This is a genomic window from Pantoea pleuroti (assembly GCF_014156615.1).
Classification (GTDB): domain Bacteria; phylum Pseudomonadota; class Gammaproteobacteria; order Enterobacterales; family Enterobacteriaceae; genus Pantoea; species Pantoea agglomerans.
The window spans coordinates 46940-72476 of sequence record NZ_SBFD01000007.1 but is presented as its reverse complement, the minus strand read 5'-3'; the positions used below and the strand labels follow the sequence as shown (position 1 = coordinate 72476).

General features: G+C 58.0%; 26 protein-coding genes. 9 read left to right on the top strand and 17 right to left on the bottom strand.

The features are described from left to right. Nucleotides 1-70 precede the first annotated feature (70 nt). Both yidA and EPG66_RS16600 read left to right on the top strand, forming a co-directional pair. Nucleotides 71-880, top strand: a complete 810-nt coding sequence (gene yidA, locus EPG66_RS16605; RefSeq protein WP_010258924.1) for a sugar-phosphatase — start codon at nt 71-73, stop codon at nt 878-880. Nucleotides 881-995: 115 nt separating this feature from the next. Continuing rightward, on the top strand, nt 996-2255 hold the full coding sequence (locus EPG66_RS16600; protein WP_182687568.1) for a YidR family protein: 1260 nt from the start codon (nt 996-998) through the stop codon (nt 2253-2255). On the opposite strand, the gene EPG66_RS16595 is transcribed toward EPG66_RS16600, so the two are convergent. After that, complete coding sequence (locus tag EPG66_RS16595; RefSeq protein WP_223564587.1) at nt 2230-2598, bottom strand: YceK/YidQ family lipoprotein; 369 nt, start codon at nt 2596-2598, stop codon at nt 2230-2232. The genes EPG66_RS16600 and EPG66_RS16595 overlap by 26 nt on opposite strands. Before the next feature lie 290 nt (nt 2599-2888). On the opposite strand from EPG66_RS16595, the gene ibpA reads away from it, so the two are divergent. Next, complete coding sequence (ibpA, locus tag EPG66_RS16590) at nt 2889-3305, top strand: small heat shock chaperone IbpA (RefSeq protein ID WP_010258920.1); 417 nt, start codon at nt 2889-2891, stop codon at nt 3303-3305. A 62-nt stretch (nt 3306-3367) separates the two neighbouring features. Here ibpA and EPG66_RS16585 read toward each other — a convergent pair whose 3' ends face one another. From EPG66_RS16585 to EPG66_RS16560, 6 genes are read right to left on the bottom strand one after another with little or no spacing between them, the layout of a single operon-like run. Further along, complete coding sequence (locus EPG66_RS16585) at nt 3368-4279, bottom strand: EamA family transporter (protein ID WP_031591030.1); 912 nt, start codon at nt 4277-4279, stop codon at nt 3368-3370. Between the two features lie 21 nt (nt 4280-4300). Further along, nucleotides 4301-4801 carry a YbaK/EbsC family protein gene (locus EPG66_RS16580; protein ID WP_010258916.1) on the bottom strand — a complete coding sequence of 167 codons (501 nt, stop codon included), beginning with the start codon at nt 4799-4801 and terminating at the stop codon, nt 4301-4303. Nucleotides 4802-4830: 29 nt separating this feature from the next. Further along, complete coding sequence (locus EPG66_RS16575; RefSeq protein WP_022624803.1) at nt 4831-5631, bottom strand: 2OG-Fe(II)-dependent halogenase WelO5 family protein; 801 nt, start codon at nt 5629-5631, stop codon at nt 4831-4833. A 5-nt stretch (nt 5632-5636) separates the two neighbouring features. Continuing rightward, the gene (locus EPG66_RS16570; RefSeq protein WP_182687566.1) at nt 5637-6344 is read right to left on the bottom strand and encodes a class II glutamine amidotransferase; all 708 of its coding nucleotides are present in this window, start codon (nt 6342-6344) and stop codon (nt 5637-5639) included. Continuing rightward, nucleotides 6332-7606, bottom strand: coding sequence for an ATP-grasp domain-containing protein (locus tag EPG66_RS16565; RefSeq protein ID WP_182687564.1), 1275 nt, complete (start codon nt 7604-7606; stop codon nt 6332-6334). The genes EPG66_RS16570 and EPG66_RS16565 overlap by 13 nt, the downstream gene beginning before the upstream one ends. Nucleotides 7607-7623: 17 nt before the next feature. Beyond that, nucleotides 7624-9090 carry a hypothetical protein gene (locus tag EPG66_RS16560; RefSeq protein ID WP_182687562.1) on the bottom strand — a complete coding sequence of 489 codons (1467 nt, stop codon included), beginning with the start codon at nt 9088-9090 and terminating at the stop codon, nt 7624-7626. Between the two features lie 168 nt (nt 9091-9258). Between EPG66_RS16560 and EPG66_RS16555 the strand changes: the two genes are divergently transcribed. Then, nucleotides 9259-10710 (top strand): aminotransferase-like domain-containing protein, encoded by a 1452-nt coding sequence (locus tag EPG66_RS16555; RefSeq protein WP_182687560.1) that lies wholly within the window; start codon nt 9259-9261, stop codon nt 10708-10710. Here EPG66_RS16555 and EPG66_RS16550 read toward each other — a convergent pair. The 9 genes from EPG66_RS16550 to EPG66_RS16510 all read right to left on the bottom strand — a co-directional run bounded on the left by EPG66_RS16550 (nt 10707) and on the right by EPG66_RS16510 (nt 19811). Beyond that, the gene (locus EPG66_RS16550; protein ID WP_182687558.1) at nt 10707-11957 is read right to left on the bottom strand and encodes a valine--pyruvate transaminase; all 1251 of its coding nucleotides are present in this window, start codon (nt 11955-11957) and stop codon (nt 10707-10709) included. The two genes, EPG66_RS16555 and EPG66_RS16550, sit on opposite strands and share 4 nt — an antisense overlap. Before the next feature lie 81 nt (nt 11958-12038). Then, nucleotides 12039-13013, bottom strand: a complete 975-nt coding sequence (gene ghrB / locus EPG66_RS16545; protein WP_163844462.1) for a glyoxylate/hydroxypyruvate reductase GhrB — start codon at nt 13011-13013, stop codon at nt 12039-12041. 74 nt (nt 13014-13087) lie between these two features. Further along, on the bottom strand, nt 13088-14368 hold the full coding sequence (locus tag EPG66_RS16540; RefSeq protein ID WP_010258909.1) for an MFS transporter: 1281 nt from the start codon (nt 14366-14368) through the stop codon (nt 13088-13090). A 32-nt stretch (nt 14369-14400) separates the two neighbouring features. Then, nucleotides 14401-15366: a sugar kinase gene (locus EPG66_RS16535; RefSeq protein ID WP_010671602.1), complete on the bottom strand. Its 966-nt coding sequence runs from the start codon at nt 15364-15366 to the stop codon at nt 14401-14403. A 9-nt stretch (nt 15367-15375) separates the two neighbouring features. Then, complete coding sequence (locus tag EPG66_RS16530) at nt 15376-16125, bottom strand: sugar phosphate isomerase/epimerase (protein WP_182687556.1); 750 nt, start codon at nt 16123-16125, stop codon at nt 15376-15378. A gap of 139 nt (nt 16126-16264) precedes the next feature. Further along, nucleotides 16265-17290: a LacI family DNA-binding transcriptional regulator gene (locus EPG66_RS16525; protein WP_061703507.1), complete on the bottom strand. Its 1026-nt coding sequence runs from the start codon at nt 17288-17290 to the stop codon at nt 16265-16267. 65 nt (nt 17291-17355) lie between these two features. Further along, nucleotides 17356-18336: a LacI family DNA-binding transcriptional regulator gene (locus tag EPG66_RS16520; RefSeq protein ID WP_069025556.1), complete on the bottom strand. Its 981-nt coding sequence runs from the start codon at nt 18334-18336 to the stop codon at nt 17356-17358. A gap of 135 nt (nt 18337-18471) precedes the next feature. After that, nucleotides 18472-19134 (bottom strand): OmpA family lipoprotein, encoded by a 663-nt coding sequence (locus tag EPG66_RS16515; protein WP_010258904.1) that lies wholly within the window; start codon nt 19132-19134, stop codon nt 18472-18474. Nucleotides 19135-19244: 110 nt separating this feature from the next. Continuing rightward, nucleotides 19245-19811: a DNA-3-methyladenine glycosylase I gene (locus tag EPG66_RS16510; RefSeq protein ID WP_069025555.1), complete on the bottom strand. Its 567-nt coding sequence runs from the start codon at nt 19809-19811 to the stop codon at nt 19245-19247. Nucleotides 19812-19964: 153 nt separating this feature from the next. Here EPG66_RS16510 and EPG66_RS16505 point away from each other — a divergent pair, with 153 nt between their 5' ends. From EPG66_RS16505 to EPG66_RS16485, 5 genes are all read left to right on the top strand, one after another. Further along, on the top strand, nt 19965-20651 hold the full coding sequence (locus EPG66_RS16505) for an autotransporter (protein ID WP_069025554.1): 687 nt from the start codon (nt 19965-19967) through the stop codon (nt 20649-20651). A 75-nt stretch (nt 20652-20726) separates the two neighbouring features. Then, nucleotides 20727-21407 carry a hypothetical protein gene (locus tag EPG66_RS16500; protein WP_031591008.1) on the top strand — a complete coding sequence of 227 codons (681 nt, stop codon included), beginning with the start codon at nt 20727-20729 and terminating at the stop codon, nt 21405-21407. A 111-nt stretch (nt 21408-21518) separates the two neighbouring features. Beyond that, nucleotides 21519-22055: a primosomal protein DnaT gene (gene dnaT, locus EPG66_RS16495; protein WP_069025553.1), complete on the top strand. Its 537-nt coding sequence runs from the start codon at nt 21519-21521 to the stop codon at nt 22053-22055. Next, nucleotides 22055-22795 (top strand): replicative helicase loader DnaC, encoded by a 741-nt coding sequence (gene dnaC, locus EPG66_RS16490; protein ID WP_010258898.1) that lies wholly within the window; start codon nt 22055-22057, stop codon nt 22793-22795. The genes dnaT and dnaC overlap by 1 nt, the downstream gene beginning before the upstream one ends. A gap of 304 nt (nt 22796-23099) precedes the next feature. Then, a complete protein-coding gene (locus EPG66_RS16485) occupies nt 23100-24233 on the top strand; it encodes an ROK family protein (RefSeq protein WP_069025552.1) in 1134 nt (377 codons plus the stop codon). A 58-nt stretch (nt 24234-24291) separates the two neighbouring features. Here the strand turns inward: EPG66_RS16485 and xylR are convergent, their stop codons facing one another. Next, nucleotides 24292-25470 carry a D-xylose utilization transcriptional activator XylR gene (gene xylR, locus EPG66_RS16480; RefSeq protein WP_010672192.1) on the bottom strand — a complete coding sequence of 393 codons (1179 nt, stop codon included), beginning with the start codon at nt 25468-25470 and terminating at the stop codon, nt 24292-24294. Between the last annotated feature and the right edge of the window lie 67 nt (nt 25471-25537).

Here is a 25537-nt window from a genome sequence, read left to right as displayed (position 1 = left end):
GCCATGAAACTGGTCAATGTGCGCTGAATCGCGCTAGCATTGAATAAAACCCAGACGCTACGAGGACTCTATGGCTATTAAATTGATCGCTATCGACATGGATGGCACCCTGCTCAACCCGCAACATGAGATCACACCGGCGGTGAAATCCGCCCTGGATCGCGCCCGTCAGCAAGGGGTGTCGATTGTTCTGACCACCGGCCGGCCATTTGTGGGTATCCAGCGCTATCTCATGGAACTGGATATGCAGACGCCCGGCCAGTACGCGATCAGCAACAATGGTGCGCTGGTTCATCAGGCCGAAGATGGTGAGTGCGTGGCGGAAGTGACGCTGACCTTTGACGACTACCTCTACATCGAGAACCTGGCACGTGAGCTTGGCGTACATTTCCAGGCATTCGACAAAACCCATCTCTATACCCCTAACAAAGACATCAGCGAATACACCATCCATGAAGCGAGCCTGACCGGCATTCCGGTGCGCTACCGCGCGGTGGAGGAGATGGATCGTGCCATGCGCTTCCCGAAACTGATGATGATCGACCGGCCCGCTCTGCTCGACGCGGCAATTGCCCGCCTGCCCGGGCATGCTCAGCAGACCTACACCATCCTGAAGAGCGCGCCTTATTACCTCGAAATCCTCGATCGTCGGGTGAATAAAGGCCAGGGCGTTAAAATGCTGGCTGAGAAGCTCGGCCTGAAGCAGGAAGAAGTGATGGCGATTGGCGATCAGGAGAATGACCTGGCGATGATTGAATACGCAGGAACGGGTGTCGCAATGGGGAATGCCATTGACTCTGTTAAGAAAATTGCTCAGTTCATCACCAAAACCAATATGGAAGATGGCGTCGCGCATGCCATCGAAGAGTTAGTGCTGTAACGGCCCGTTCTCTGCCGGGCCACTACGGCCCGGCTCCCTTAACCCGGCAAAAAAGCTGCACCGCAAAACAGAATCGCGTAATTTGTCGGGCAACTCTTTCTCCGCGGGTTTCATCATGTCAGAAAAACAGATCACCTTTGCTGCCCGTCAGCATCAGCTCACCAATATTAATGTCTGGACTGCCGACAGTCAGTGGCTGGCGTTTGACGTTCGTCCATCGGGCGCGTCGTTTACCAGCCAGACCATTGAGCGGGTCAATGTGATGACCGGTGAGGTGGAGGTGCTCTATCAGGCCCGGCATGGTGCCCATGTCGGCGTCGTCACGGTCAGTCCCGATCTGCCACCGCGCTACGTCTGCATTCATGGCCCGGAACATCCCGATGCCAGCTGGCGGTATGACTTCCACCACCGGCGCGGGGTGATCGTTCAGAGCGGTGTGGCGGTGAATCTGGATGCCTGCGATATCACGCCACCGTTTACTCCTGGCGCGCTGCGTGGCGGCTCGCATGTACATGTCTTCAGTCCCGACGGTTCTCGCCTGAGCTTTACCTACAATGACCACGTGATGCACGAACTGGATAGCCGGCTCGATCTGCGCAACGTCGGCATCGCGGTGCCCCTTTGCGCTGTAACGCCTGAAAAGCAGCATCCGCGCGAATATGACGGCACCTTTTTTTGCCTGCTGGTGAGCCAGACGCATGCGGAACCGCTGCCAGGCAGTGACCAGATTAATCGTGCCTGTGAGGAGTGCTGGGTCGGTGAGCGTGGCTACCAGAAGCCGGACGGCAGCTGGCAGCGCTGGGCGATCGCCTTTATTGGCGACACGCTGACGGCGCAGGGTGAAAAACGGCCTGAAGTTTTTATTGTTGATCTGCCTGATGCGCTGGAGGATTACGCCCGCGCCGGAGAGATGCCGCTGGAGGGCAGCAGCCAGCAGCTACCTGCGCCACCGGCTGGCGTGCAGCAGCGTCGCCTGACGCACAGCCGTGGTGTGGCTCTGCAACCTCGCCACTGGCTGCGCACCGCACCGGATGGCAGCCAGATAGCATTTCTGATGGCGGATGCCGCAGAGGTGATCCAGCTCTGGACGGTCTCCCCCAACGGCGGCGAACCGCGTCAGATCACCCGACTCAGCCACAGCATTCAGTCCGCCTTTAGCTGGCATCCTGACGGCCAGGCGATCGCTTTTATCTGCGATAACAGCGTGATGCGATGTGACGTTGAGAGCGGCGCATGTCAGCGTCTGACCCGCAGAACGGAAGAGGCGCCATCAGGTGACGCGGTGGTCTGGTCACCTGATGGTACACAGATTGCTTATATGCGTGAGGTGAATGGCTGGCGGCAACTCTTTACGGTTGCGGCAGTGACCGCATAGGAGGCATAGGCTGCGCCTGCGCCAGGCTTTCCTGCGTATGCGCCAGCCTTTCGCTCTGCAGGATGCGTTCACGTGGAGAGTCGAGAGATTTATCTTTGTCGCTGCGGTAGTAGTCCCACGGCAGCAGCAGCGTATCCAGCACGGCAGAGAAAGGAAGATCGATTAACGCCAGCGGCTTCAGCGCCCAGCTGGTATCACCATCGGACAGCATATCAGCACTGGCACGGGTGCCTGGATAGTAGCCCTGACTCGCACCTGTGTGAGACATCACGCTGGAACAGCCGGTTGTTGCCATTGCGCAGCACACCACTCCAGCCAGAGGTAAGGTCTTCATCAATTTCATCATCATCATCCCTTCAGTCATGGCATAAGCCTGGCTGAGTTTGCTTGCCAGACAACGTCAACACTCTGGGGCGAAGTCCGTCTGGGTCTGGCAAAAGTAGTCCTGAGTGTATGCCATTTCCACAATTTGGCGAAAAAAATTGCATTTCGCCCTCTTGAAAATGGTCTTGTGGCACCCATTTTTAGTTTACGGACGCACTCACCGTTGCCGCAAGGGACAGTGGGGTGCCGTATCCAGCCTGTCCAGTAGTGGAAGGTTGCCAAAACTTGCTGAAATTCAGGAGTCTTAATATGCGTAATTTTGATCTCACCCCACTTTATCGCTCTGCTATCGGTTTTGATCGCCTGTTTAACCTGCTCGAATCTAATCAGAATCAGAGCAATGGCGGCTATCCTCCCTATAACGTTGAACTGGTCGATGAAAATCACTATCGCATTACTATTGCGGTGGCCGGTTTTGCTCAGAGCGAACTGGATATCACGGCGCACGATAACGTGCTGATCGTGCGGGGTGCCCATCCTGAAGAGCAGACCGAGCGTAAATACCTGTATCAGGGTATCGCCGAGCGTAACTTCGAGCGTAAATTCCAGCTCGCCGACCACATTGTGGTGCGCGATGCCCGTCTCGAAAATGGTCTGCTGAGCATCGATCTTGAACGCCTGGTGCCGGAAGAGGCGAAACCACGCCGTATTGAGATTCTGAAGTAACCATGACAAACGCCGCGTTAGCGGCGTTTTTTTTGCCCTTATATCTGAAGGCGGACTTGTCCTTACGACTGCGTTCGCATCGCTAAGCGCTGACCCAGCACGCCACCAAACACATTGACCAGCAGCCCCAGTATAATCACCACCGCACCCAGCATCTGCTGCCCGGAGAGATGCTCATCCAGCACCAGCGCGGCGGTAATAATCCCCACCACCGGCACCAGCAGCGACAGCGGCGCGACGCGCCAGGTTTCGTAGCGACTCAGCAGATTCCCCCAGATAGCGTAACCCACAATGGTGGCGACAAACGCCAGATAGAACAGCGCCAGCACGGTCTGCAGGCCGATATGCAGCAGGCTGTTAACGATGGCGGCCTGACCATCAAACAGCAGCGAACAGGCAAAGAAAGGAACGATCGGCACCAGCGCACTCCAGACCACCAGTGACATGATCGGTACGCTACGGTTTCGCATAATAATCTTATTGGTGATATTACCCAGCCCCCATGAGAGCGCCGCCGACAGCGTCAGCATCATGGTGGTCAGCGTAATACCGGCGCTGGTCTGCCCTTCCATGCCTGCCGTCGCCAGCAAAAACATCCCCAGCGTAGCGATGATAATCCCGACGATATGATTCCAGCGCAGCTTCTCCGCCAGCAACAGCGCGCCCAGCAACAGGGTAAAGAATGCCTGCGCCTGCAGCACCAGTGAGGCCAGACCGGCAGGCATGCCGAGCTTGATCGCCAGGAACAGAAAGGCGAACTGACCAAAACTGATGGTCATGCCATAAACCACCAGCCAGCGCAGCGGAATCGGCGGGCGGCGCACAAAGAAAATGGCGGGAAAGGCGACCAGGGTAAAACGCAGCCCGGCGAGCAAAAAAGGCGGCATACCCTGTAGCCCCAGCTTAATCACCACAAAATTGACGCCCCACGCCACCACCACGCACAGCGCTAACAGCATATCTTTTACCGACATCAGAAACTCCTTGTCCTGCCGTCAGGCGGTGACCGCAATCGGGGTCGCGATATCGGCACAGCAGCCTTCACCCACGATGCGAAAATAATCATCTACAGCCAGCGCGATCGACTTATCCAGCTCGCCCGCGTTAAACCATAACGTTCCGACCTGTTGCAGCCGGGTATCCACCCGCAGCGCCAGCCGGTCATCAAAACTAAATGGCGGCACCGCGCCCATCACACAGCCCGTCAGCGCCTGCGCCAGCTCCGGAGCGGCGAAAGAGGATTTTTTGCCGCCGATGGCGCGCGCCGCACTTTTGAAATTGATCCGGCAGTCGCCCGGCACTATCGCCAGCAGCTGACGCGACGGCGCACCATCCGGCATGCTGACTTCCAGCACCATCGCTTTGGCCGCCTGACCCAGCAGGTTACCGCGTATCTGGCTGATCTGTTCGGTCTGCCCTATCGCCTCATGTTCCACCACGCGGTAGCTGGCCTGCTGCTGATCCAGCAGCGCAGTGATTTTTTCAAACGTCGTCATTCCCTTCTCCTGTTCTGGCACAGCCCGGCTTAGCTCCAGGCGATAGCGTGTTTCATTTTTTTATCGGTCAGCCCGAAAAAGAAACCCATGGTGATACGGGTATCGCCTTCGACCCGATCGATCTCATGATAAAACGCAGGATTAAACAGATAGATATCGCCACTGCGTGGTGAAAATTCGCAGATCTCGCTGTTTTCGATCACCCCACTGCGATAACCCAGCTCCCCGACGGTTTTGAACTGCTCATCCTCCGGCGACCACTTTTTGTTGTAGATACGCAGTGCCCCACCCGCGTTGCACTCCTGCAGGCAGACCACGCAGCTGAGCTGATGCAGGATTTGCGTCACCACCAGCGAAGTCTCTGCGGCGTCGCGCACGATATTGTCGTTATGCAGCGGGTTCGCGACGCCATTGGCATGAAAGCGCACGATAGAACCGGCGTAGTCTCCACAACCCGGTTCGTGGGCGATGCGTAAGCTTTCCAGCCGCAGCGCATGCTGAACCCAGCGGTAAATCTGTTCGCGCAGCGTATTCAGCGATGGCGGCAACGCCGGCTGGATATCGCGCAGCTCAGTAAAGTAGTTATCGGGAGCCGCAGTATGACGCGCCAGATAGGGGCCGAGCGTGGTCAGCGCGCCATTGGGATAGTGGGAGACACGGATCTTTTCCCGGCAGCTCTGCAGGTCAGTCACCACCGCTTCCCGCACCTCTGGCGTCAGGAAATTACGCAGCACCAGCAGCGGCACCCGTGCGGTGACGATGTCATCCAGCCAGGTCGATTCCACAAACATGTTGGGATTAATCACGCGGAACTGATTGAAAATTGCCATGTTTATCACTCCCTAAACGGTATTTCATAGAGTTCATGATTGTTCATTCGCCGCCAGTTGCCAGCGCTGCCTGGTATTGCCACGGGTTCAGAGGCGATCAGCGTGCAACCATCCTGTTGCTGAAAATGCATCGTAAAATAGTCGGGCCAGGGCGTGTCGTGCGGATACCACTGCCACGCCCAGGCTTTGTCACGGGTGACGAAAATGGCATTCCCTGCGCTGCCGCCCGGCTCTACCTGCGCCATCTTTGCGCGCAGATAGTCGCGGGTGAAATCGGCGGGCGTGGTCTGATCAACCAGATAATGCAGATACTCTTCTGAATCGAAGCGCGATTCCGCCAGACCGAGCTGGCGGTAAATCGTCGGCAGAAAGCCGTTATGCATCATGTACCACTGATGTCCGGCGCTGTTGCGCCACAGCGGATGAGAAAACGCCAGTCCCTGATTTTTACTCAGCGTGGCGTGCCGCACATGCACCGCCAGAAACCGGCTGTGCAGGCGATCCACATCGATACCCGGCAGCGCTTCTGCGAACGCGCCGGTGCCGTGCAGGGTACGAATCTCACCCTCTTCGAGCCACAGACAGCCCCAGCCGTTAGGGTGTGATTTGATCGGGCCATCGTGTTCGGCGCTTTCACCGCAGCTCATGGCGCGCGCCGCCTCCAGAATCTCTGCGCTGTCGAACCGGCCATGCGCCAGAATCATCCTGCACATACTTTATCTCTCCTGGCCGCCACCGGCTGCGCGGCAATCACCTGCTGGAAAATGGTCATAATCGGCTCACGCGCTGTGGCCGTCAGGCTGAAAGTGGCCAGAATGCCCGCGTGACGCGTCAGGTCGGCATAGAGCGATGAGCGTGACGAAACCTGTAACGCAGGCAATCTGAGTGGCGGTAACAGCGCGCCCTGCTGATGCTGATCGATCCAGCGTTCGGCAGCCTGCAGCTGCGCCGGTTGCCGCAACCGCAGCTGGCCGACCGCACCGGGTGTGGTTAAGGCAAACGCGGGCAATGCGCCACCCGCCTCCAGCCGGAAGGTGACTTCCGCCCAGTTGATGCCCGTCGCCTCCTGCACCAGCGTCGCCACGCCCATGCCGGAGAGCCGGAACCCCATCTCCAGGAAATGCGGCACGCCGTTGACCACAATAAAATCGATATGAAATGCACCCTGACGGTAGCCAAAGGTTTCGCAACAGAATGTCATCAGGCTGCTGAACGAGGCCGGCAGGGCCGCTGCCGCCATCGCCACATGCCCCGACTCATAAAAGCTGACGCAGCCCTCAGCATCCCGGTGCTGCTCAATCACCTTCTGGCAGCAGGTCAGTGCCTGGGGGTGTCCCTGATGCACCACGCCCTGCAACGAAAACTCATCGCCGATCAGGGCGCTTTCCACAATAAAGCCGCTGAAGCCGCGGCCGCCGTAGTTCATGGTCTGTACCAGCTGTTTCACCACGCTATGCAGCTGATCGGCATGCTCAATCAGCCAGATGCCCAGGCCGCCGCCGCCATCCACCGGCTTCACAACGCAGGGATAGATCAGCGCCTCTCCGGCATCCAGAATGCTGAGCGGCGAGGCGAAAAAGCGGAACTCCGGCTGCGGGAAGCGCGGCCAGGCTTTCTTCAGCGCCATGCGCTGCGCATATTTATCCAGCGGAATAAAGGCAGCGGGCGCATCCGGCCCGGCCAGCATCTCGCGCAGTCGTCCGGCGCTAGCGTTGTAGGCTTCAAAGCCCGCCAGCACCACCAGCGGATGCGCCAGTAAACCGGCGTGCAGATAGGCCTGCATCACCTCCCACGGATTCTCAGGGCGATCGAGGCGAATGATCAGATCAAACGGCAGAGCCAGGCTTAACGACTGGTAATCGACAAAATCACCCATTTCAGCCAGCACGGTAAAATAGCCGTCGCGCTTCGCCACCGCGCAGTAAGGATTTTGCCCGTCGCGGGTGGCGCCAATTTGCAGAAAAATCTTTTTCATCGCCTCGCCTTACCGGGTTATCGCCCGGAAATGATTTCTGTCACGATGTCATTGAGCACACCGTTATTGACCTGAATCACCGCTTTGTGGGGATCAAAACGCAGCACGCGCGACAGCGGATCGGCACTTTTGCCCTCCAGCAGCGAACTGACCGGCTTGCTCTGCCAGCAGTGCCGCATCTGCGTCAGCGTCATGCCGGAGAGCCGGGTTAACTGCTGTGCCAGCGCGCTATCCTCGCTGCGTTGCTCAAGCAGATCGCGGACGGCCGCCTCATCCAGCGTAATCTGCTGCTGCATCAGCCAGTGTCCGAGCTGCTCTCCCTGCGCCAGGAACGGGGAGTAGATCATGCAGATCAGCTGATCTTCGCTGAGGTCAAACGCCTGTATGGCAAAGTCTGCTGCGCGCTGCCGCTGCTGCTGGATCGCGGCGTCATCCTGATAGCGCGCCGCCATCTCATCGATTAGCGCGGGTGGAAAATCTTTCTTCACCATCAGTCCCAGCGCAAAGCGCACATATTCGCGGATCCCTTCGGCATAGTGGCGTTGCAGCAGCGTTTCTGCCCGCAATCCGCGCAGGTGTGCCATCAGCGTCGGATTACCGCAGTCGGACTCGGAGAAGCTGAACATCAGCGCATCAAAACGGAAGCGCATAAATTCGCTGAGCAGCGCCCAGTGCGCGCCCGCTTCATAGGCGGTGTCCTGATAGATGTTGAAGAACAGTGGATTGCGCGCCAGCTGGTGGGTGATGCGGTGCGCAGGCGTCAGCTGATCGGCGCCATAAACATCGCTGAAGTAGCGCTCTGCCACGCCATCCAGCGTCTGCAGAAACCCGCTGAAGCCCCGGTTTTTATCCGCCACCGGAGCATCAAACAGCCGTGAGAGGTGCCGCGCCCAGGCGACATAGGCGGCCTGCTCCTGTGGCGAGTCGCCGGTGATAATCAGATCCACGCCACCGTTGTAGTCTGCCGCCAGGCCAAAGGAGTTCACCATGCTGAGATTACAGGCATTGCAGAAGGTCGAGCGCGCGTCGGCGCGAAACCGGTGGCCATTCATCAGCACATCATTACGGTTCTGCTGCCGCACGCTCTCCGGCATCGGCAGGTCGCGGTCAAACGGTCGGATAAGCAGGCCATCCACCACCAGGCACTCCACCCGTTCATCGTCATGCATCGCCAGCGACTGATAAACGCGGTGAATATTCTCCATTACGCTCTGATTCATCGCCGTATGACGGTTGGTGCTGATCCGCAGATGAAAGGTGCTGCCCTGCTGCTGCCAGATCAGTCCCTGGATGTAACGCACGTAAGCCACCATGTAGCTGCTGTCTTTTCCCCCGCCATAGGCGAGCAGCACACGGTTATTCTCCAGTTGCTGCTGATCCGGCAACGCTGCCAGCAGGCGAAGAGAGCAGCGCTGAGCGGACTCAATGATGGCGGGTGACAGATACGCTTCCATCTCCTTCATCATGGCGGGCAGATTATTCATTTCTCACGTATTCCTCAGGTGAACAGAATCACTTTATGGTCTGAAGCCCGGCGGCTGACGGGGTCTGCGGGCCGTTTAGCGTTATGAATAATTAAGAGATGCAGCCTAAAGTACTTTGAATGTACTCTGTTGAATATGCACAGATCAGCGCGATATGGGGTGGAACAGATGGCCGATATTATCGGGGAACAGGAGAGTCAGCGCAGTCGTTACCGCCAGATCGCAGAACAGATCAAGCAGGCCATTCATGCCGGTTCACTGGCACCTGACAGCCGTCTGCCGTCGGTGCGCACGCTGGCGACGCAGTACAATGTCAGCCTCACCACCGCCCTGAAGACACTGCGCACGCTGGAAGATGAGCGCTACGCCGTTGCCCGCCCCAAATCGGGCTTTTTTGTTGCGCCGCAGCGGCCTTCTTCCCGTCAGCTGCCCGCCGTCAGCGAACAGCCGCGCGCCATCGCGCCGCTTGATGAGCAGACAGAACTTCATCTGGCGATGCTTGGCTCAGACTGCCGGGTGCGTCTCGATCTGGCCAACGGCGACAGCGCACTCTATCCGGTCAAGCGCATCGGCCTGCTGATGCGTCAGATGGGCTACAGCAAACCGGCCCTGCTCGGGAATACGGTGAAGGGCACCGGTTATGCGCCGCTGAAAACAGAGATTGCCCGTCGGGCAGTGGGTTACGGCTGCAATATCAGCGCTGACGATATTCTGATCACCAACGGCTGCATTGAGGCGATCTCGCTGTCGCTGCGCGCCACGACCCAGCCGGGCGATGTGGTCGCCGTGGAATCACCCTGCTATTTCGTGCTGCTGCAGATGCTGCATAACCTCAATTTACGGGTGATTGAAGTGGAAGCCGGGCCGGAAGGGTATGTCGATGTCGCGAAGCTCACCGGGCTGTTTCAGCGCAAGGCAGTGCGGGTCTTTCTCACCCTGTGCAACGTCAACAATCCGCTGGGCAAGAGCATTCCCAACGAGCATAAGGCCTATATTGCGCGGCAGGCGGATGAAAACGATGTGGTGATCATCGAGGATGATATTTTTGGCGATACCGCTTTTGGTGAACGCCGCCCTTTCCCGATGCGCGCCTTCAGCCCCAACGCCATTCTCTGCAGCGGCTTCTCTAAAACCGTGGCGCCAGGCATTCGTATCGGCTGGGTTCACAGCGTCAACTACATGCGCAAAATCGCCTCACTGAAATATACCTCAACCATGGGCACCTCGGTGTTGTCGCAGGCGGCGGTGGCGGAACTGCTGCGCAGCGGCGGCTATGATGCTCATCTGCGTAAGCTGCGGCGTGAGCTGGCACGACAAATCCGTGAAATGCGTCAGTCGGTGTTACGAGAATTTCCGGTGGGAACCCGGGTGTCCGATCCGGAAGGAGGCTATGTGCTGTGGGTTGAGATGCCCCGACAGGCGCTGAACGTGCGCGAGCTGTTTCTGAAAGCGCGTAATGCGGGCATCGGCATCGCGCCGGGCCATATTTTTGCCACCGATCAGCGCTACGATCACTGCTTCCGGCTGAATGCCGGTTTTGGCTGGAATGCGGAAGTGGAACAGGCGATTCAGCAGCTGGCACAGTGGTGCCAGCTGTCGTTAACCGATTCGCAGGATTAGCTGTCGCGCCAGGCGTTCTCAACCTCTTCCGCCAGAATCTGCACCGCCCGCTCGATGTTCTCTGCGTCCGGCACGTAATTCATCCGCATACATTGATGGGTGTGCGGCCACGCCTGTTCCAGTCCCGGGAAGAAGAAGTGTCCCGGCACCATCAGCACGCCGCGCGCTTTCAGCCGCTGATAAAGCAATTCGGTGGTGATCGGCAGATCGCGGAACCAGAGCCAGAGGAAAATCGCCCCTTCCGGCTTGTGGATCAGGCAACGGTCTTCCGGCAGATAGCGCCGCAGGATCGCAATGGTCTGCTGCACCTTCTGCTGATAGAACGGCTTAATCACCTCTTCGGAGAGCCGCAACAGATCGCCGCGACGGATCATCTCATTGGCAATGGCCGGACCGATACTGCCGGGCGCCAGACTGATGATGCCGTTCATATTGCTCAGCGCGGTGATGGTATTCTCGTCAGCGATAATGATGCCGCAACGCGCACCCGGCAGGCCGAGCTTCGACAGACTCATGCAGAGAATGATGTTGGGATTCCACAGCGGGCGCACCTCGCTGAAGATGATACCGGGGAACGGCACGCCATAGGCATTGTCGATCAGCAGCGGCACATCATGCTGCTGTGCCAGCGCATCGAGCTGCATCAGCTCATCATCGGTGATCACGTTGCCGGTGGGGTTGGTCGGACGCGATACGCAGATCAGCCCGACCTCCTCGTTCATCGGCAGATGCTCGAAATCGACATGATATTTAAACTGACCTTCCGGCAGCAGCTCAATGTTCGGCTTCGCCGATACAAACAGCCCCTCTTCCAGGCCGGCATCCGCATAGCCAAGATACTCAGGCGCCAGCGGGAACAGCACACGCTTCTTGCTGCCATCGGCCCGGCGACCCGCATACAGGTTAAACAGATAGAAGAAGGCGCTCTGGCTGCCGTTGGTCAGCGCAATGTTCTGTGCGGTGATGGGCCAGCCAAGCTGATCGCTCAGCAGCCCGGCCAGCGACGCCAGCAGCGTCGCTTTACCGCGCGGGCCATCGTAATTGCACAGCGCCTCGCTGAGTTTGCCTTCCTCATGCATCTGCTGCAGCAGTTGCTGAAAGTAGTCGTTCATGGCCGGGATCTGCGCCGGATTACCGCCGCCCAGCATGATGGTGCCGGGCGTTCGCAGGCCCGCGCCCATATCTTCCATCAGACGTGAGATGCCGGAATGTTGGGTAAATTTGTCGCCGAACTGAGAAAAAGACATAGCGGTTAAATATTTGTGATAGCGAATCGGGGGTCCACCATAACGCCCGCCATGGGCGGGCGCAATGGAAAGGCGAGGGGATTACTTCAGCGCCTGCGGGTTCACGCAGTTTTTCTCGACGCTTCCGCCGAGTGCAGCAAGGAGATTTTCTACCGCATCCTGCATCATGCCGTAGCGGGTTTCATGGGTGGCAGAACCGATATGCGGCAGCGTCACCACATTGGGTAGCGACAGCAGCGGAGAGTCGGCAGAGACCGGCTCCTGCTCAAACACATCCAGCCCGGCGGCATGCAGTTTGCCCGCCTGCAACGCGGCGATCAGCGCATTCTCATCCACCACCGGCCCGCGGCCGGCGTTGATCAGCACCGCATCCGGCTTCATCAGTTCAAGCTCGGCGGCACCGATCAGATGGTGCGTCTCTTCAGTCAGCGGCAAACTGATGCAGACGAAATCACTCTGCTTTAGCAGCGCCTCCAGCTCACAGCGCTGTGCGCCAAAGCGCGACTGTGCCTCTTTATGCTCGCGGCGGGCGTTGTAGAGGATTTTCATGCCGAAGCCAAAGTGGGCGCGCTGCGCCAGTGCCATCCCGATACGTCCCATGCCGAGAATACCCAGCGTTTTATGGTGCACGTCGATGCCGAACTGCGCCGGACCGATGCTCTTCTGCCAGTTGCCCGCTTTGACCCAGGCATCCAGTTCCGGCACCCGACGGGCGGTGCTCAGTACCAGCGCCATCATGGTGTCCGCCACGGTTTCGGTCAGCACGGTCGGCGTGTGCATCAGCACCACGTGACGCTGATTCAGCGCATCCACATCAAAATTGTCATAACCTACAGAGACGCTGGAGCAGACGCGCAGATTGGGCATCTTCGCCAGCAGCTCGCCATTCACTTTACCGCCCGATCCCAGCAGACCTTCTGCCTGCCGGAACGCCGCAGCATGTTCCTGCTGGCTTTCCGGCGAGAGATCGCTGATTTCCGTCACGTCACACTGTTCAGCCAGGCGAGCATAGAGATCGTCGGGCAGTTTTTTATAGAGAATTACAGCGGGTTTCATTCGGTGGCTCCCGGTCAATAAGTAGCGGGCGGCTTGCAGGCCGCCCGGAGAAATAGAGGCTAACGTTTACGCTTTCAGGCGGGTTTTGCACCCTGCAGCGGCGGCGCTTTGTTCTGCGCCGGTTTCACAATCAGCGTCAGCCACACCGAAACCAGCAGGGCCGATCCCATAAAGATGTAGGACGCGGACGGACTGCCGGTGGCTCCATTAAGATAGCCGACAATCCATGAACCGATAAACGACCCCAGCGCACCCATACTGTTGATCAGCGCCATTGCGCCACCGGCGACATTGCGTGGCAGCATTTCAGGAATAATGGCGAAGAACGGCCCGTAAGGCGCATACATCGCGGCACCGGCAATCACTAACAGGGTGTAGGACATCCAGAAATTGTTCGATCCCACCAGATAAGAGCCGAGGAACGCCAGCGCGCCCACCAGCAGCAGCGGCCAGACGAACAGCTTACGGTTCTGGGTTTTATCCGACGCCCACGAGACCACCACCATCGCAATGGTCGCTGCCAGATAAGGCACCGCGGAGAGCCAGCCCGCCTCTACCATGCCCATCTGCGTGCCGTTACGCAGAATCGACGGCAGCCACAGCACAAAGCCATAGACGCCGATGCTCCAGGCAAAATATTGCAGGCAGAGAATGATCACGTTGCGGTTACGGAACGCTTCGCTGTAGTTGCGCACCGCTTTAATATTTTCCTGCTCTTTCTGCAGTTCGGCCTGCAATGCCGCTTTCTCGGCATCGCTCATCCAGCGCGCCTGCGCCGGCTTATCCTGCACCAGGAACCACCAGGCGATCGCCCAGACCACCGCCGGAATGCCTTCGAAGATAAACATCTCACGCCAGCCAAACGATTCGATCAGATAGCCTGACACGACCGACATCCACAACACCGTGACCGGATTACCCAGAATCAGAAAGGTGTTGGCGCGTGAACGTTCCGATTTGGTAAACCAGTTGCTGATGTAGATCAGCATCGCGGGCATCACCGCGGCTTCCACCACGCCCAGAATAAAGCGAATGGCCGCCAGCATCGGAATGTTGCTGACCACGCCGGTCAGTGAGGCACAGCCACCCCACAGGATCAGGCACCAGAAGATCAGTTTCTTGACGCTGCGCCGTTCGGCGTAAATTGCACCCGGGATCTGGAAAAAGAAGTAACCCAGGAAGAACAGCGCACCCAGCAGCGAGGACATGCCTTTGGTGATGCCGAGATCGTCATTAATCCCGGCAGCAGAAGCGAAGCTAAAATTTGCACGATCGAGATACGCCAGGCTGTAGGTGATAAACACGATGGGCATGATGAACCACCAGCGTTTTGGCGCGATTGTCTGCTTTTTCATCGGGAACTCCTGTGACTGTAGAGGGGCGCGAACTACACGTCGCCCAGTTGCTGACGCGTCGGCAGACCTTCGCTGTCACCAATGACCTGAATCGCCATCGAACCAATTTTGTTGCCGCGACGAATCGCCTGCGGCAGCGACTGACCTTCCAGCAGGGCGCTGATGACGCCAACGGCAAAGCCGTCTCCGGCGCCCACGGTATCCACCACGTTGTCGACTTTGATCGCCTCAACCTGGCCCTGCTCGCCCTGCGCCGTTTTATACCAGGCACCGTCACAACCGGTTTTAATCACGACCGCTTTCACGCCCTTATCGAGATAGAAATCCGCGATCGCTTCTGGCTGACGATAGCCGGTCAGAATCAGCCCCTCTTTTTCGCCCGGCAGTACCCAGTCGGCATACTCCGCCAGCAGATTGAGCTGCTTACGCATCTCCTCTTCGCTGCGCCACAGTACCGGCCGCAGGTTAGGGTCAAACGAGATAGTTTTACCGCGCGCGCGCATCTCTTTGGCCGTGTGCTTCAGCAGCTCCAGCGAACTCTCTGACAGCGCCGCCGCCACACCGCTCAGGTGCAGATGACGCGCCGAGCCAAAATAGTCCGCGTCAAAATCGTCGACCGACAGATGGCTGGCCGCCGAGCCTTTACGAAAATATTCCACCAGCGGATCAGAGCCGTCATCGACTTTGGACTTGAGCTGAAAACCGGTGGGATAGCGCTTATCTACCGTCACCCGGGCGTGGTCGATACCCTCTTTTTCCAGCTGCTGGCAGATAAACCGGCCAAACGCGTCATCGCCAATACGACTGACCCAGCCCACTTTCAGGCCAAGACGAGCCAGGCCGGTCGCCACATTGAGTTCAGCACCCGCCGCGCGTTTAACAAAGGTCTCTGCTGCGGCCAGGTCGCCGGTTTCACGGGCGATGAACATCGCCATCGCTTCACCGATAGTGACAACATCAAGCGGACCGTTGTGATGCATAGTGTGATGCGTGGTCATCTTCACTCCTTACACGTTACGCAGCAGCGACACATAGTGGCGTGTCACCGCAGTCAGATCGTCGCCTTCCAGCGGAAATTCAATACCGCGCGGTGCCTGTGCGGGCAACTGTTGCAGCAGTGTGCGCCAGTGGTCATCAGCCTCATCCAGCGCAATCGCGCGGTAGCTATCCTGGTGCGCCACGGCGGCTTTGACATGCACATAGCCCACCTGCGCAGCCAGCTGCTGCGCCGCCTGATCGGCATCCTCACCGGTCCAGCACCAGTTACCCATATCAAAGGTCATGCTGATCGACAGATCCGCTTCCCTGACCGCGGTGAAAAAGGCGACTGACGGAGCCAGTCGGCCATGCTCAGTCTGGTCATTTTCCACCGTCAGCTGAAACGGCAGATCCGCCAGCAGCGCCTGCAACGCTTCGCGAGGCAGCGCACCGGTGAACGCTCCCAGCGCCACTTTCAGCCGCTGAGCATTTAACTGGCGTGCTTCTTCAACGTAGTGGGTTATACGAGGATTGATTTCGCCGCCGTCACAAAACAGCGTATCGGGCACCGAATAGCTGCTGTGCAGCTGATGCTGCTCCACCGCCCGGGCCAGTGCTGGCAGATCGGCCAGCGCCGCGTCATCAAGCAGTTCGCGGCGGATTTCGACCCCGTCAGCGCCCGCCTGCTGGATAATTGGCAGCAGCGCACGCTGACCGCCGAGAGCGGCGATCTGTGCGTGGCCATATGCTGCGGTCACCACGATGATGTCAGGTTTCATGTTCTACTCCATGGCAGGGTTCTGCCCATAACGAATACAAAAACCCTAAATGGAACCGGTTCCAAAGCAAAGCAGCAAACAGTGAAATTATGATCGTGCTCACGAAGCGAGCACGTAAACGGAAGGTTAAATCTGAAATTCAGTTAAGAGGCTGGCTGGAGCCGCGAACGATAAGTTCGCCAGAGAAGACCTGCTCGGCAACCGGTAATCCGCTGCCCTCGATGCGCGCAATCAGGCGTTCCAGCGCACTGTAGCCAATCTGCCAGGTGGGTTGTTTCAGCGTGGTGATACCCACACCGGCCAGCGCCGCCCACTCCAGTTCGTCAAAACCGAGCAGGCCGATATCGCGGCCCCAGTGCAGATTGAGTCGCTGTAGCGATCGTGCTACCTGCAATGTCAGCGCCCCGTTGGCGACCATCACCGCGCAACGTTTGCCGGTGTGACGCTGATGAAAGGCCAGTAGCGCCTGATCCAGCGCAGCGGGCTGGTGCAGCGCCACCTCGGTATTCTCATGCTCAACCTGCGGATGCTCCGCCAGTAGCTGGCGGAAGGCCTGCAGGCGCTCACGGCGCGTGTTGACGCTGCCCAGCGGCTCGCTAAGAAAAAGCAGCGCATCGTAGCCATTGTCGACCAGATGCCGCGTTGCCGTTTCGGCTGCCTCGGCGTTGTTCAGGCCCACCACATCGCAGGGAAAATCGGGGATTTTACGGTCAATCAGCACCATCGGCAGCAGGGATTGTTGCAGATGGTTCAGCACCTCTTCACGCATCCCGACGGCGTTAACCACAATGCCCTCAACCTGATAGCTGCTCAGCAATTGCAGATAGTGCTGCTCCAGATCCACTTCGTTATTGGTGTTACACATCAGCAGCGTGAAACCCTGCTCGCGGCAGGCGGCTTCAATACCGCTCATGACATCAACAGAATAGGGATTGGTGATATCGGCGATAATCAGCCCGATCAGGCGGGTACGTCCGCGCTTCAGGCCGCGCGCCATCTGACTCGGGCGATAGCTGAGATCAGCAATAGCCTGTTCGATCCGCGCTTTCAGACCGGCAGAGAGCAGATGCAGTTCACCATTGAGATAGCGTGAAACGCTGGTTTTACCGGTTCGTGCCGCGTGAGCAACATCGCTGATGGTGGCGCGAGGCGGCCTGATTTTCATGAGATATCCTGCGTAATAAGAAACCAGGCAGAGACTAGCACAAGCAAAGCCCGGCGCAAAAAGCGCTACGCCGGTAATTGCAGCCAGGGTTGCCACAGAGTCTGTAACGTCTCCGGCGGTGCGCCATCAATCAGCTGGATGACCATTTCAGCCACCTGTTCACCGGCCTGATGCGGCGTCGCCTGACGAATGGCGACAATGGGATGATCGAGAATCGCATCTCGCGGCAATCCTTCCCAGCCCGCCAGCAGAATGGCACCCTCGCCCGCTGCACGCCCGGCCAGTTGCAGCGCCAGAGCCGCGCCTTCAGCCAGCGCAGCGCAGTCGGTGATGATCACTTCCGGTGCTGGCCCCTCTGCCAGCCACTCCCGGGTTTGCTGATAGCCGGCGCGGCGCGACGGCGCCACCGCCGCCATCGCATAAGGCGTAACCTCCCCCAGCGCCGTCAGATAACCCTGACGCCGGTCACGCACCCGCGTACTGTTTTCATTGCTGCCAAGCCAGGCTATCCGCTGCCGTCCCTGCGCCAGCGACCAGCCCACCGCCAGCTGTGAACCGGCAAGGTGATCAACATCAAACCACGCATAGGTCGATGGCAGATCGCTGCGGCCCAGCGCCAGAAAACGAAAATTGGTCTGGAGCAAAGCATGAAGCCGACTGTCTTCTGGCATGGTGTGGCCGACGATCAGGGCATCAACTACGCCACTGCGCAGCAGGCGTGTCAGAGTCGACTGACTATGCTGCTTATCCGCCAGCAACAGCAGGTTAATGTCATAACGGGCAAGGTGATGCTCCAGCGCCAGCAGCATGTCGCTGAAGTCGCTGCCATTCAGGGGAGAGGCACTGATCGGGTAGACGAATCCCACCGCGTTAGCACGGCCGGTTTTCAGACGCCGGGCCGCCGCATTAGGCCGGTAGCCACGCCGCTGCGCTTCTTCTTCGATGCGTTTACGCGTCTCCTGAGCGACATCCTGATAACCGTTGAGGGCGCGACTGACGGTCGTTACGGAAAGACCTAAAACCGCAGCGATGGCTTTAAGAGACATGGGAAGGCATCCATTGATCAATTTTTGATCAGACTATCATAAAGCCTCTGCTGGCTCTATTCGCAGAAACATTACTGATACTTTTAACGCGCTGCTTTACAGAAAAAAGGTGCCCCCAGGCGGGGGCGACCGCGTTTATCCCAGCGGGCTGAGCGTGATCTCAACACGACGGTTTTGTGCTTTGCCTGCTTCGGTGCTGTTGCTGGCAACCGGGTTATCCGGGCCTGCGCCCTGCGTGCGCAGGCGATCGCTGGCGACACCCTGCACGATCAACGCGCTGGCGACGCTTTCAGCACGCTGCTGTGACAGACGCATGTTCAGTGCGCGGGTGCCGGTGCTGTCGGTATAACCCACTACGTTTACCGCGGTTTTTGGATACTCTTTCAGCACCATTGAAACACCCGTCAGGGTGTTCGCGCCGGCAGGTTTCAGATTGCTGCTGCTGGAGTCGAAGGTGACATTGTTTGGCATATTCAGGACGATGTTATCGCCATTACGGGTCACGCTGACGCCCGTACCGCGCATCTTGTCGCGCAGTTTCGCTTCCTGCACATCCATGTAGTAGCCCACGCCACCGCCCAGTGCGGCTCCGCCTGCAGCACCAATCAGCGCACCTTTACGGCGATCTTTCTTCGACGAGGAGAGTACGCCGACACCGGCACCCACTAACGCACCCAGGCCTGCGCCCACACCTGACTTACCCGCCTGAGATTCGCCGGTGTAAGGATTGGTGGTACAACCTGGCAGGGCCAGACTGCCGCTTAGTAACAAGGTGATGGCGATTAATTTCTTCTGCATTTTTGTTCCCTTACATTCGACACACAGGGGAAAACCTTTCCCATAAGTGGCACGATTATGCCGCCTGGTGGCCGGGAATGTAGTGAGGAAAAATCCTGATTTAGCGGGAATTACGCCTTTTGATTGTCAGGATGGCAAAAACAGTTGCTCTGATGATCGTTTATCAGCCCGCAGGCCTGCATAAAGGAGTAGCAAATTGTGGGGCCGATGAATTTGAAACCACGCTGCTTTAGCGCCTTCGAGAGCGCAATGGCCTGCTCTGAGGTGGTGGGAGCCTGGCTATAGTCAGGATAATGGTGAACGATTTGTACGTTATCGACAAATTGCCAGACGAAGTGGCTGAAATCCTCTCCTTGCGCTTCCATCTGGAGATAAGCACGGGCGTTGGCGATAATTGCCGCGATTTTACCGGCGTGGCGGATAATGCCGCTGTTGAGCATCAGCGTGTCGATCTCTGCCGCATCCATCTGTGCAATCGCCTGCGGATCAAACTGGTGAAACGCCGCCCGATAGTTTTCGCGCTTTTTCAGCACGGTTATCCAGGATAACCCCGCCTGCTGTCCTTCCAGACAGAGCATCTCAAACAGCGAACGCTTGTCTCTCTGCGCCACACCCCATTCCCTGTCATGATAAGCCAGATAGAGGGGATCCTGCGTTACCCAACCACATCGTTGCATCGCTCTGTTCCTTTATAACGAGAATATTTTAGCGGTCCGCTTGATCTTAGAATTAATCGGTTGATAGTTAAACGATCACCGGTTAAATAACAGAGACGGGCCGAAATTTAATTTAAACGCCGGATAATAACTTCAGCCTTGCCTGGAGAAGCGATGTTGCCGAGAAGCGGTTGGAAAGGTCTGCGGATCTGCTGTGCTGTATGGCTGTTAATCTTAACGCAACCGACTTTTGCGCGCGGCTGCATCTCTGCGCCTCAGCATCCCGACTTTCTGCCCGACTACGATACGATTCTGGCGGAGAAGATCGCCCTGACGCCACTCGCCTTCAGCGATGAGAGCCGCGCCCTGTTTGAAGCCGCCATCAACTCTCCCACCGCGTCCCCCATCGCACTCCACAGTGAAACCGGCAGCGTAGGCACTACCCCGCTGGGAAAACGCTATCGGGCTGGGGTTGACCTGCCCATTGCCCCGTCATTTACCACCGGGCCGGTGGCGCAGTATGCCGTTGATCCGCAGCAGATGAACTGTCTGCAATGTGACTACAGCGATCAACAGAGTCGTGAGCAGAGCGCCAGCGTCGGCTGGCGCATCGATTCGCAGCAGGGATGGATATCGCCCTGGGCGCAGCTGAGTTATCACTATCTGCTGGCAGACACGCCGCAGAATCCCCGGCGTGAGGCGACGAACGGCACCGATCAGTCCGAAGGCATCGATCTGAGCATCGGTGCACAAATGCCTCTGAACGATAATCTGGCGGCTTTCGCCGCGTTTTCACAAAGCGAAGCGCTGAATAACCAGGAGCAGCAACTTTACACCTTTGGCTTCAGCGCCAGCTTCTGACCGGGGCATGAAAAGAGAAAGGGAATCGGGCGTTTAAAATATAATGAGTCCGCTAATCATTATACTGGTAACACTATGCGCAACGATTTGACAATTATTGGCCGCGAAATGACGGTCTTCATACTGGCAGCACTCTTTCTCGCTCTGATGATATTGCCCATCTATATTGATGTGGCCTGGATGAATGATGCGCTGCACGAAACCTCTTTTACTGAAACTACCCAGGAAATCATGCTGGCGGTGATTGCCGCCCTGTTCTTTATTGCTGCCCAGCGCCGTCCGGCTCAGCGCGGCGCGCTGACCTTAGTGGCGGGCTTCTATAGCTGTATGCTAATCCGTGAGCTCGACTTTGTTTTTGATGCCATCCAGCATGGCAGCTGGATCTGGTTCGCCCTGGCGGTGACGGCCGGTTGCCTGGCCGTCGCGCTGCGAACGCCGAAAAAAACGCTGCACGCGCTGGCCAGGCTGCTGCAACACCGCAGCTGGCCGGTGATGGCCTCCGGCTTTTTAGTGGTGCTGGTCTTTTCACGACTGTTTGGTATTCATGCGCTGTGGCAGCACCTGATGCTGGGGGATTACAACCGCGTGGTGAAAAACATGGCCGAAGAGGGTACCGAACTGCTGGGTTACGGCCTGTGCTGGCTGGCCTCGGTTCGCTATCTATGGCAGACCCGCCCGGCCGCCGCGGCTGTCAGCGTGCGGGCCACCGAATCTGCACCGGCCCGTCACGCCACTTCTCCGGTCACCTCGCACTGATCCGCACTCTTGCTTTTTAAGCGATCCGCATCATTAAAAAAGGTACAATAAACACTTCTGCGTCGGCGACGGGTTCCCGGCGCAAGGTGTTCGTTAACCTCAGGTCTTTTCATGTCAGCTAAAATCTTAACTTCAACGCTCATTGGCCTGGATGCCTTCCGACAGGATCCGCTGACTGCCCTGCAGCAGGCGGAAAAGGGCACGCTGGCGGTGTTAGATAATTATGCGCCGGTGATGTACGCCATCACCCCGGCGCGTCTGGCTGAGCTGCTGGCGCTGGAAGCCGCCGCCCGGCAGCCGAATGATGTGGCGCTGGATGACAGCCTGTATGACGATTCCCCCGCCGCGATCCATACGCCGGCAGGTAAGTTCGCCATGTATCAGGGCTGGCAGCCGGATGCCGACTTTACGCGCCAGGCCGCGATCTGGGGTGTGTCGCTGGGTGAACCGGTGACCCCCAGCGAGCTGGCGGCCTTTGTGGCCTACTGGCAGGCGGAAGGCCGGATGTTCCATCATGTACAGTGGCAACAGAAACTGGCACGCAGCATTCAGATGAACCGTGCCGCAAACGGCGGGCAACCGAAGCGTGATATCACGCAGTTGCCCGATCCTGACCGTACCATTCCCGATGGTTTCCGAGGTGAATGATGAAAACGCCAAACGATCTCTTTAACCGTCTGAAAAAAATGATGCCCGCAGGCACCCGTCCTAAATTTGCCAATGGCGAAGAGCTGCTGGCGTGGAATCAGGAGCAGGGTCGCCTGCGATCAGAGGCGATTGTGCGTGAGAATCGCGCAATGAAAATGCAGCGCGTAATGGGCCGTTCCGGCATTCGCGAGCTGCATATGAACTGCTCATTTGATAATTACCGGGTGGAGAACGAGGGGCAGCGCAAGGCGCTGGAACTGGCGCGTCAGTATGCCGCTGAATTTGATGGCAGCATCGCCAGTTTTGTCTTTTCAGGCCGTCCCGGCACCGGTAAAAACCATCTTGCAGCCGCGATTGGTAATGACCTTATCCTGCGCGGTAAAAGCGTGCTGATCGTGACGGTTGCCGATCTGATGTCGAGCATGAAGGGCACCTTCAGCGGCAGCAGTGGCATTACCGAAGAGCGGCTGATTCAGGATCTCAGCAGTGTTGATCTGCTGGTGATTGATGAGATCGGTATGCAGAGCGAATCGCGCTACGAAAAAGTGATTATTAACCAGATTGTCGATCGCCGTTCTTCATCGAAACGCCCGACCGGCATGTTATCCAACCTCGACCATGCGGGCATGAATACGCTGCTGGGCGAACGTGTCATGGATCGTATGCGCCTCGGCAACAGCCTGTGGGTGCGCTTCGACTGGGAAAGCTATCGTAGTCGGGTACGCGGCGACGAATATTAAACAGTAACCCGGCAGCGCCGGGTCACTGCGCTCATCGGGCCTGAAGCCCCTCGTCACAACGACGAGCAACACCGCTTTTGTCCTTCCGCCCATGCCGGCGCAGCCGGACACGCTGAGTCAGGATCATCCCGACGCCCGGCCACTGGTGCAGCAGAAAACCCGGTATTAATCCCACGATCTGATCGCGGTCACGATCTTAGCCACAGGCGATCGGGTTGTGTGAAACCGCCCGCAAAAGTGTGGGATGTGGAATACGTATGGGCTGATACACTCAATTCTTACTCCTCTGTTGAGTGAACCCGTAATGAAAACGAACGGCAAAGGCCCTGCACTACTGCGACTGAATAACCAGAAACGGGTGATGACTCAGCTGCGTAAGCTGCGCGTGACGTCGCGTCAGGATCTGGCGGAGACGCTGACACTCAGCAAAAACACCGTATCCTTAATCATTGATGACCTGCTGGAGCAGGGCCTGATAGAGGAGCTGGGGCCGGTCAGCGTGGCGGCGGCCGGACGGCCTAAAATCGGGATTACCCTGCGGCCGGAAAAGCTCAAGAGCGCAGGCATCATGGTGGAACGCAACGTCATCCACTGGCGGGTCTGCGACTATTTTTCACAGGTGCTGGCTGAAAAGACGCTGCGCACCGATACCAGTAACCCGACCCGACTGCTGGCTGAGCTGGCGATGCTGTGCCGGGAACTGGTGAAAAGCTATCCTGATTTGCTCGGCATTGGCCTGGGTTTTCCCGGGATCGTCGATCCCCGGCGCGGCTGGATGCATATTTCATTGCCCCTCGAATGGCAGGATGTTGACCTGCTGGGCGCGCTGAGTAAGCACGTCAGTCTCCCCATCCGCATTATGAATAATGTCAAAGCCGCTGCGCTGCTGGCGGTACAGCAGCGTGGATTATCTGTGGAGAGCGGTCACTTTTATCTGCGTATTTCCGAGGGAATTGGCGGCGCACTGGTACAGCATGGCGAAGTATTTACCGGGCACAGCTGGACGGCGGGCGAGGCGGGACATCTGGTTGTCCAGCCCGACGGCCCGCGTTGCAGCTGTGGCCGCCGCGGTTGCCTGGAAGCGCTGGTCAGCCAGCCTGCGGTTAAACAGCAGCTGGCGCAGCGTCAGCCTGGCCTGAGCTGGCAGAACCGCGACAGCGCGCCGCGCGTGGTGGATGAGGTGATGGCGCAGGCGGGTGGCTATCTGGGTGCGGCGCTGAGTCAGATTATGCTGCTGCTCAATCCCGCCACCATCATCATTGATTGTCCGTGGAACGCCAGTGAGGTCTTCTGCAAGGCGGTGCGCACTACCGCACACGGCAACGCGCTGGCCTTTACCGCCGCACATACCCTGCTGCACTTTCCTGAGCAACGGATCGATCCGGCCAACGGGCTGGCGCTGGCGGTGCTGGAGCAGAGGGAGCAGCGGATGATCTAGTGGCTCAAGCCGCCCCAGTTCATCCGGTATCCATCCACCTCAGACTGAACGCTTCCTGCTACAACACATTCTCCCCAAAATGCTGGCGATACTCTTTTGGCGTGGTGTCGTAGCTTTTGCGGAAGACCGAATAGAAGTATTGCAGCGAAGGATAGCCGCACATCTGTGAGATCTCATTGATGTTGAGCGATGATGAAGCCAGCAGCTCGCGCGCTTTTTCCAGTTTTTCACGGTGGATCATCGCATGGAGGGTGTCGCCGGTCTCATCCCGAAAGCGTTTTTCCAGATTAGAACGCGACAGCCCGACGGCATCCAGCACCTGCTCCACTTTGATCCCCTTACAGGCGTTGAAGCGGATGTAGTGCATCGCCTGAATCACCGCCGGATCGCGCAGCGAGCGGAAGTCGGTAGAGCGCCGGGCGATGACTTTCACCGGCGGCACCAGGATGCGCTGAAGCGGTAAGGGTTGCTTATCCAGCAGCCGATGCAGCAGTTTGGCCGCCTGATAGCCCATCTGCCGTGAGCCCTGCGCCACGGACGAGAGCGCCACGCGTGACAGATAGCGGGTCAGCTCCTCATTATCAATCCCGATCACCGTAAGCTTCTCCGGCACCGGTATTTTCAGATGCTCGCACGCCTGCAGCAGGTGTCGCGCCCGTGAATCCGTGACGGCGATAATGCCGGTTTGCGGCGGCAGCGTCTGCAGCCAGTCGGCGAGACGGTTCTGGGCGTGTTGCCAGTTTTCCGGCGCGGTTTCCATGCCCTGATAGACCACGCCCTGATAACGCTCACGTCCCACCAGCTGGCGAAACGCCTGTTCACGCTCCTGTGCCCAGCGCTTGCCGCTGGAGACCGGTAAACCATAGAAGGCAAAGCGGTTGATGCCCTTCTCTTTCAGATGCAGAAAGGCTTTTTCCACCAGCGCGGCGTTGTCAGTCGCGATATAGTGCACCGGCGGATAATCCTCCTGCCGGTGATAAGAGCCGCCAACGCCGACAATCGGCACGGAGACATTGGACAGCAGGGTTTCGATGGAGCGATCGTCGTAATCGGCGATCACCCCATCGCCCAGCCACTCCCGGATGTTGTCGATGCGGCAGCGGAAATCTTCTTCGATGAAGATATCCCAGTCAGTCTGCGACGCCTGCAGATACTCACCGACGCCCTCCACAACCTGACGGTCATACACTTTGTTGGCGTTAAACAGCAGGGTAATGCGATAGCGTTTCTCATGCATGATGGCGCGTTCCCTTAAATCCTCAGCGCATTGCATAACACGGCTGAAAGGGGCAAAAAAATTGTTT

Excerpts from the sequence above, each read along its gene's own strand:
- EPG66_RS16550 (WP_182687558.1), bottom strand. The coding sequence starts at position 11,957 with ATGTCTTTTTCTCAGTTCGGCGACAAATTTACCCAACATTCCGGCATC.
- xylR (WP_010672192.1), bottom strand. The coding sequence starts at position 25,470 with ATGCATGAGAAACGCTATCGCATTACCCTGCTGTTTAACGCCAACAAA.
- EPG66_RS16595 (WP_223564587.1), bottom strand. The coding sequence starts at position 2,598 with ATGAAATTGATGAAGACCTTACCTCTGGCTGGAGTGGTGTGCTGCGCA.
- EPG66_RS16565 (WP_182687564.1), bottom strand. The coding sequence starts at position 7,606 with ATGAAAAAGATTTTTCTGCAAATTGGCGCCACCCGCGACGGGCAAAAT.
- EPG66_RS16530 (WP_182687556.1), bottom strand. The coding sequence starts at position 16,125 with ATGAAACCTGACATCATCGTGGTGACCGCAGCATATGGCCACGCACAG.
- EPG66_RS16485 (WP_069025552.1), top strand. The coding sequence starts at position 23,100 with ATGAAAACGAACGGCAAAGGCCCTGCACTACTGCGACTGAATAACCAG.
- EPG66_RS16510 (WP_069025555.1), bottom strand. The coding sequence starts at position 19,811 with ATGCAACGATGTGGTTGGGTAACGCAGGATCCCCTCTATCTGGCTTAT.
- ghrB (WP_163844462.1), bottom strand. The coding sequence starts at position 13,013 with ATGAAACCCGCTGTAATTCTCTATAAAAAACTGCCCGACGATCTCTAT.
- EPG66_RS16515 (WP_010258904.1), bottom strand. The coding sequence starts at position 19,134 with ATGCAGAAGAAATTAATCGCCATCACCTTGTTACTAAGCGGCAGTCTG.
- EPG66_RS16505 (WP_069025554.1), top strand. The coding sequence starts at position 19,965 with ATGTTGCCGAGAAGCGGTTGGAAAGGTCTGCGGATCTGCTGTGCTGTA.
- EPG66_RS16580 (WP_010258916.1), bottom strand. The coding sequence starts at position 4,801 with ATGACGACGTTTGAAAAAATCACTGCGCTGCTGGATCAGCAGCAGGCC.
- dnaT (WP_069025553.1), top strand. The coding sequence starts at position 21,519 with ATGTCAGCTAAAATCTTAACTTCAACGCTCATTGGCCTGGATGCCTTC.
- EPG66_RS16535 (WP_010671602.1), bottom strand. The coding sequence starts at position 15,366 with ATGACCACGCATCACACTATGCATCACAACGGTCCGCTTGATGTTGTC.
- yidA (WP_010258924.1), top strand. The coding sequence starts at position 71 with ATGGCTATTAAATTGATCGCTATCGACATGGATGGCACCCTGCTCAAC.
- dnaC (WP_010258898.1), top strand. The coding sequence starts at position 22,055 with ATGAAAACGCCAAACGATCTCTTTAACCGTCTGAAAAAAATGATGCCC.
- EPG66_RS16575 (WP_022624803.1), bottom strand. The coding sequence starts at position 5,631 with ATGGCAATTTTCAATCAGTTCCGCGTGATTAATCCCAACATGTTTGTG.
- EPG66_RS16525 (WP_061703507.1), bottom strand. The coding sequence starts at position 17,290 with ATGAAAATCAGGCCGCCTCGCGCCACCATCAGCGATGTTGCTCACGCG.
- EPG66_RS16560 (WP_182687562.1), bottom strand. The coding sequence starts at position 9,090 with ATGAATAATCTGCCCGCCATGATGAAGGAGATGGAAGCGTATCTGTCA.
- EPG66_RS16540 (WP_010258909.1), bottom strand. The coding sequence starts at position 14,368 with ATGAAAAAGCAGACAATCGCGCCAAAACGCTGGTGGTTCATCATGCCC.
- EPG66_RS16555 (WP_182687560.1), top strand. The coding sequence starts at position 9,259 with ATGGCCGATATTATCGGGGAACAGGAGAGTCAGCGCAGTCGTTACCGC.
- ibpA (WP_010258920.1), top strand. The coding sequence starts at position 2,889 with ATGCGTAATTTTGATCTCACCCCACTTTATCGCTCTGCTATCGGTTTT.
- EPG66_RS16570 (WP_182687566.1), bottom strand. The coding sequence starts at position 6,344 with ATGTGCAGGATGATTCTGGCGCATGGCCGGTTCGACAGCGCAGAGATT.
- EPG66_RS16600 (WP_182687568.1), top strand. The coding sequence starts at position 996 with ATGTCAGAAAAACAGATCACCTTTGCTGCCCGTCAGCATCAGCTCACC.
- EPG66_RS16520 (WP_069025556.1), bottom strand. The coding sequence starts at position 18,336 with ATGTCTCTTAAAGCCATCGCTGCGGTTTTAGGTCTTTCCGTAACGACC.
- EPG66_RS16585 (WP_031591030.1), bottom strand. The coding sequence starts at position 4,279 with ATGTCGGTAAAAGATATGCTGTTAGCGCTGTGCGTGGTGGTGGCGTGG.
- EPG66_RS16500 (WP_031591008.1), top strand. The coding sequence starts at position 20,727 with ATGCGCAACGATTTGACAATTATTGGCCGCGAAATGACGGTCTTCATA.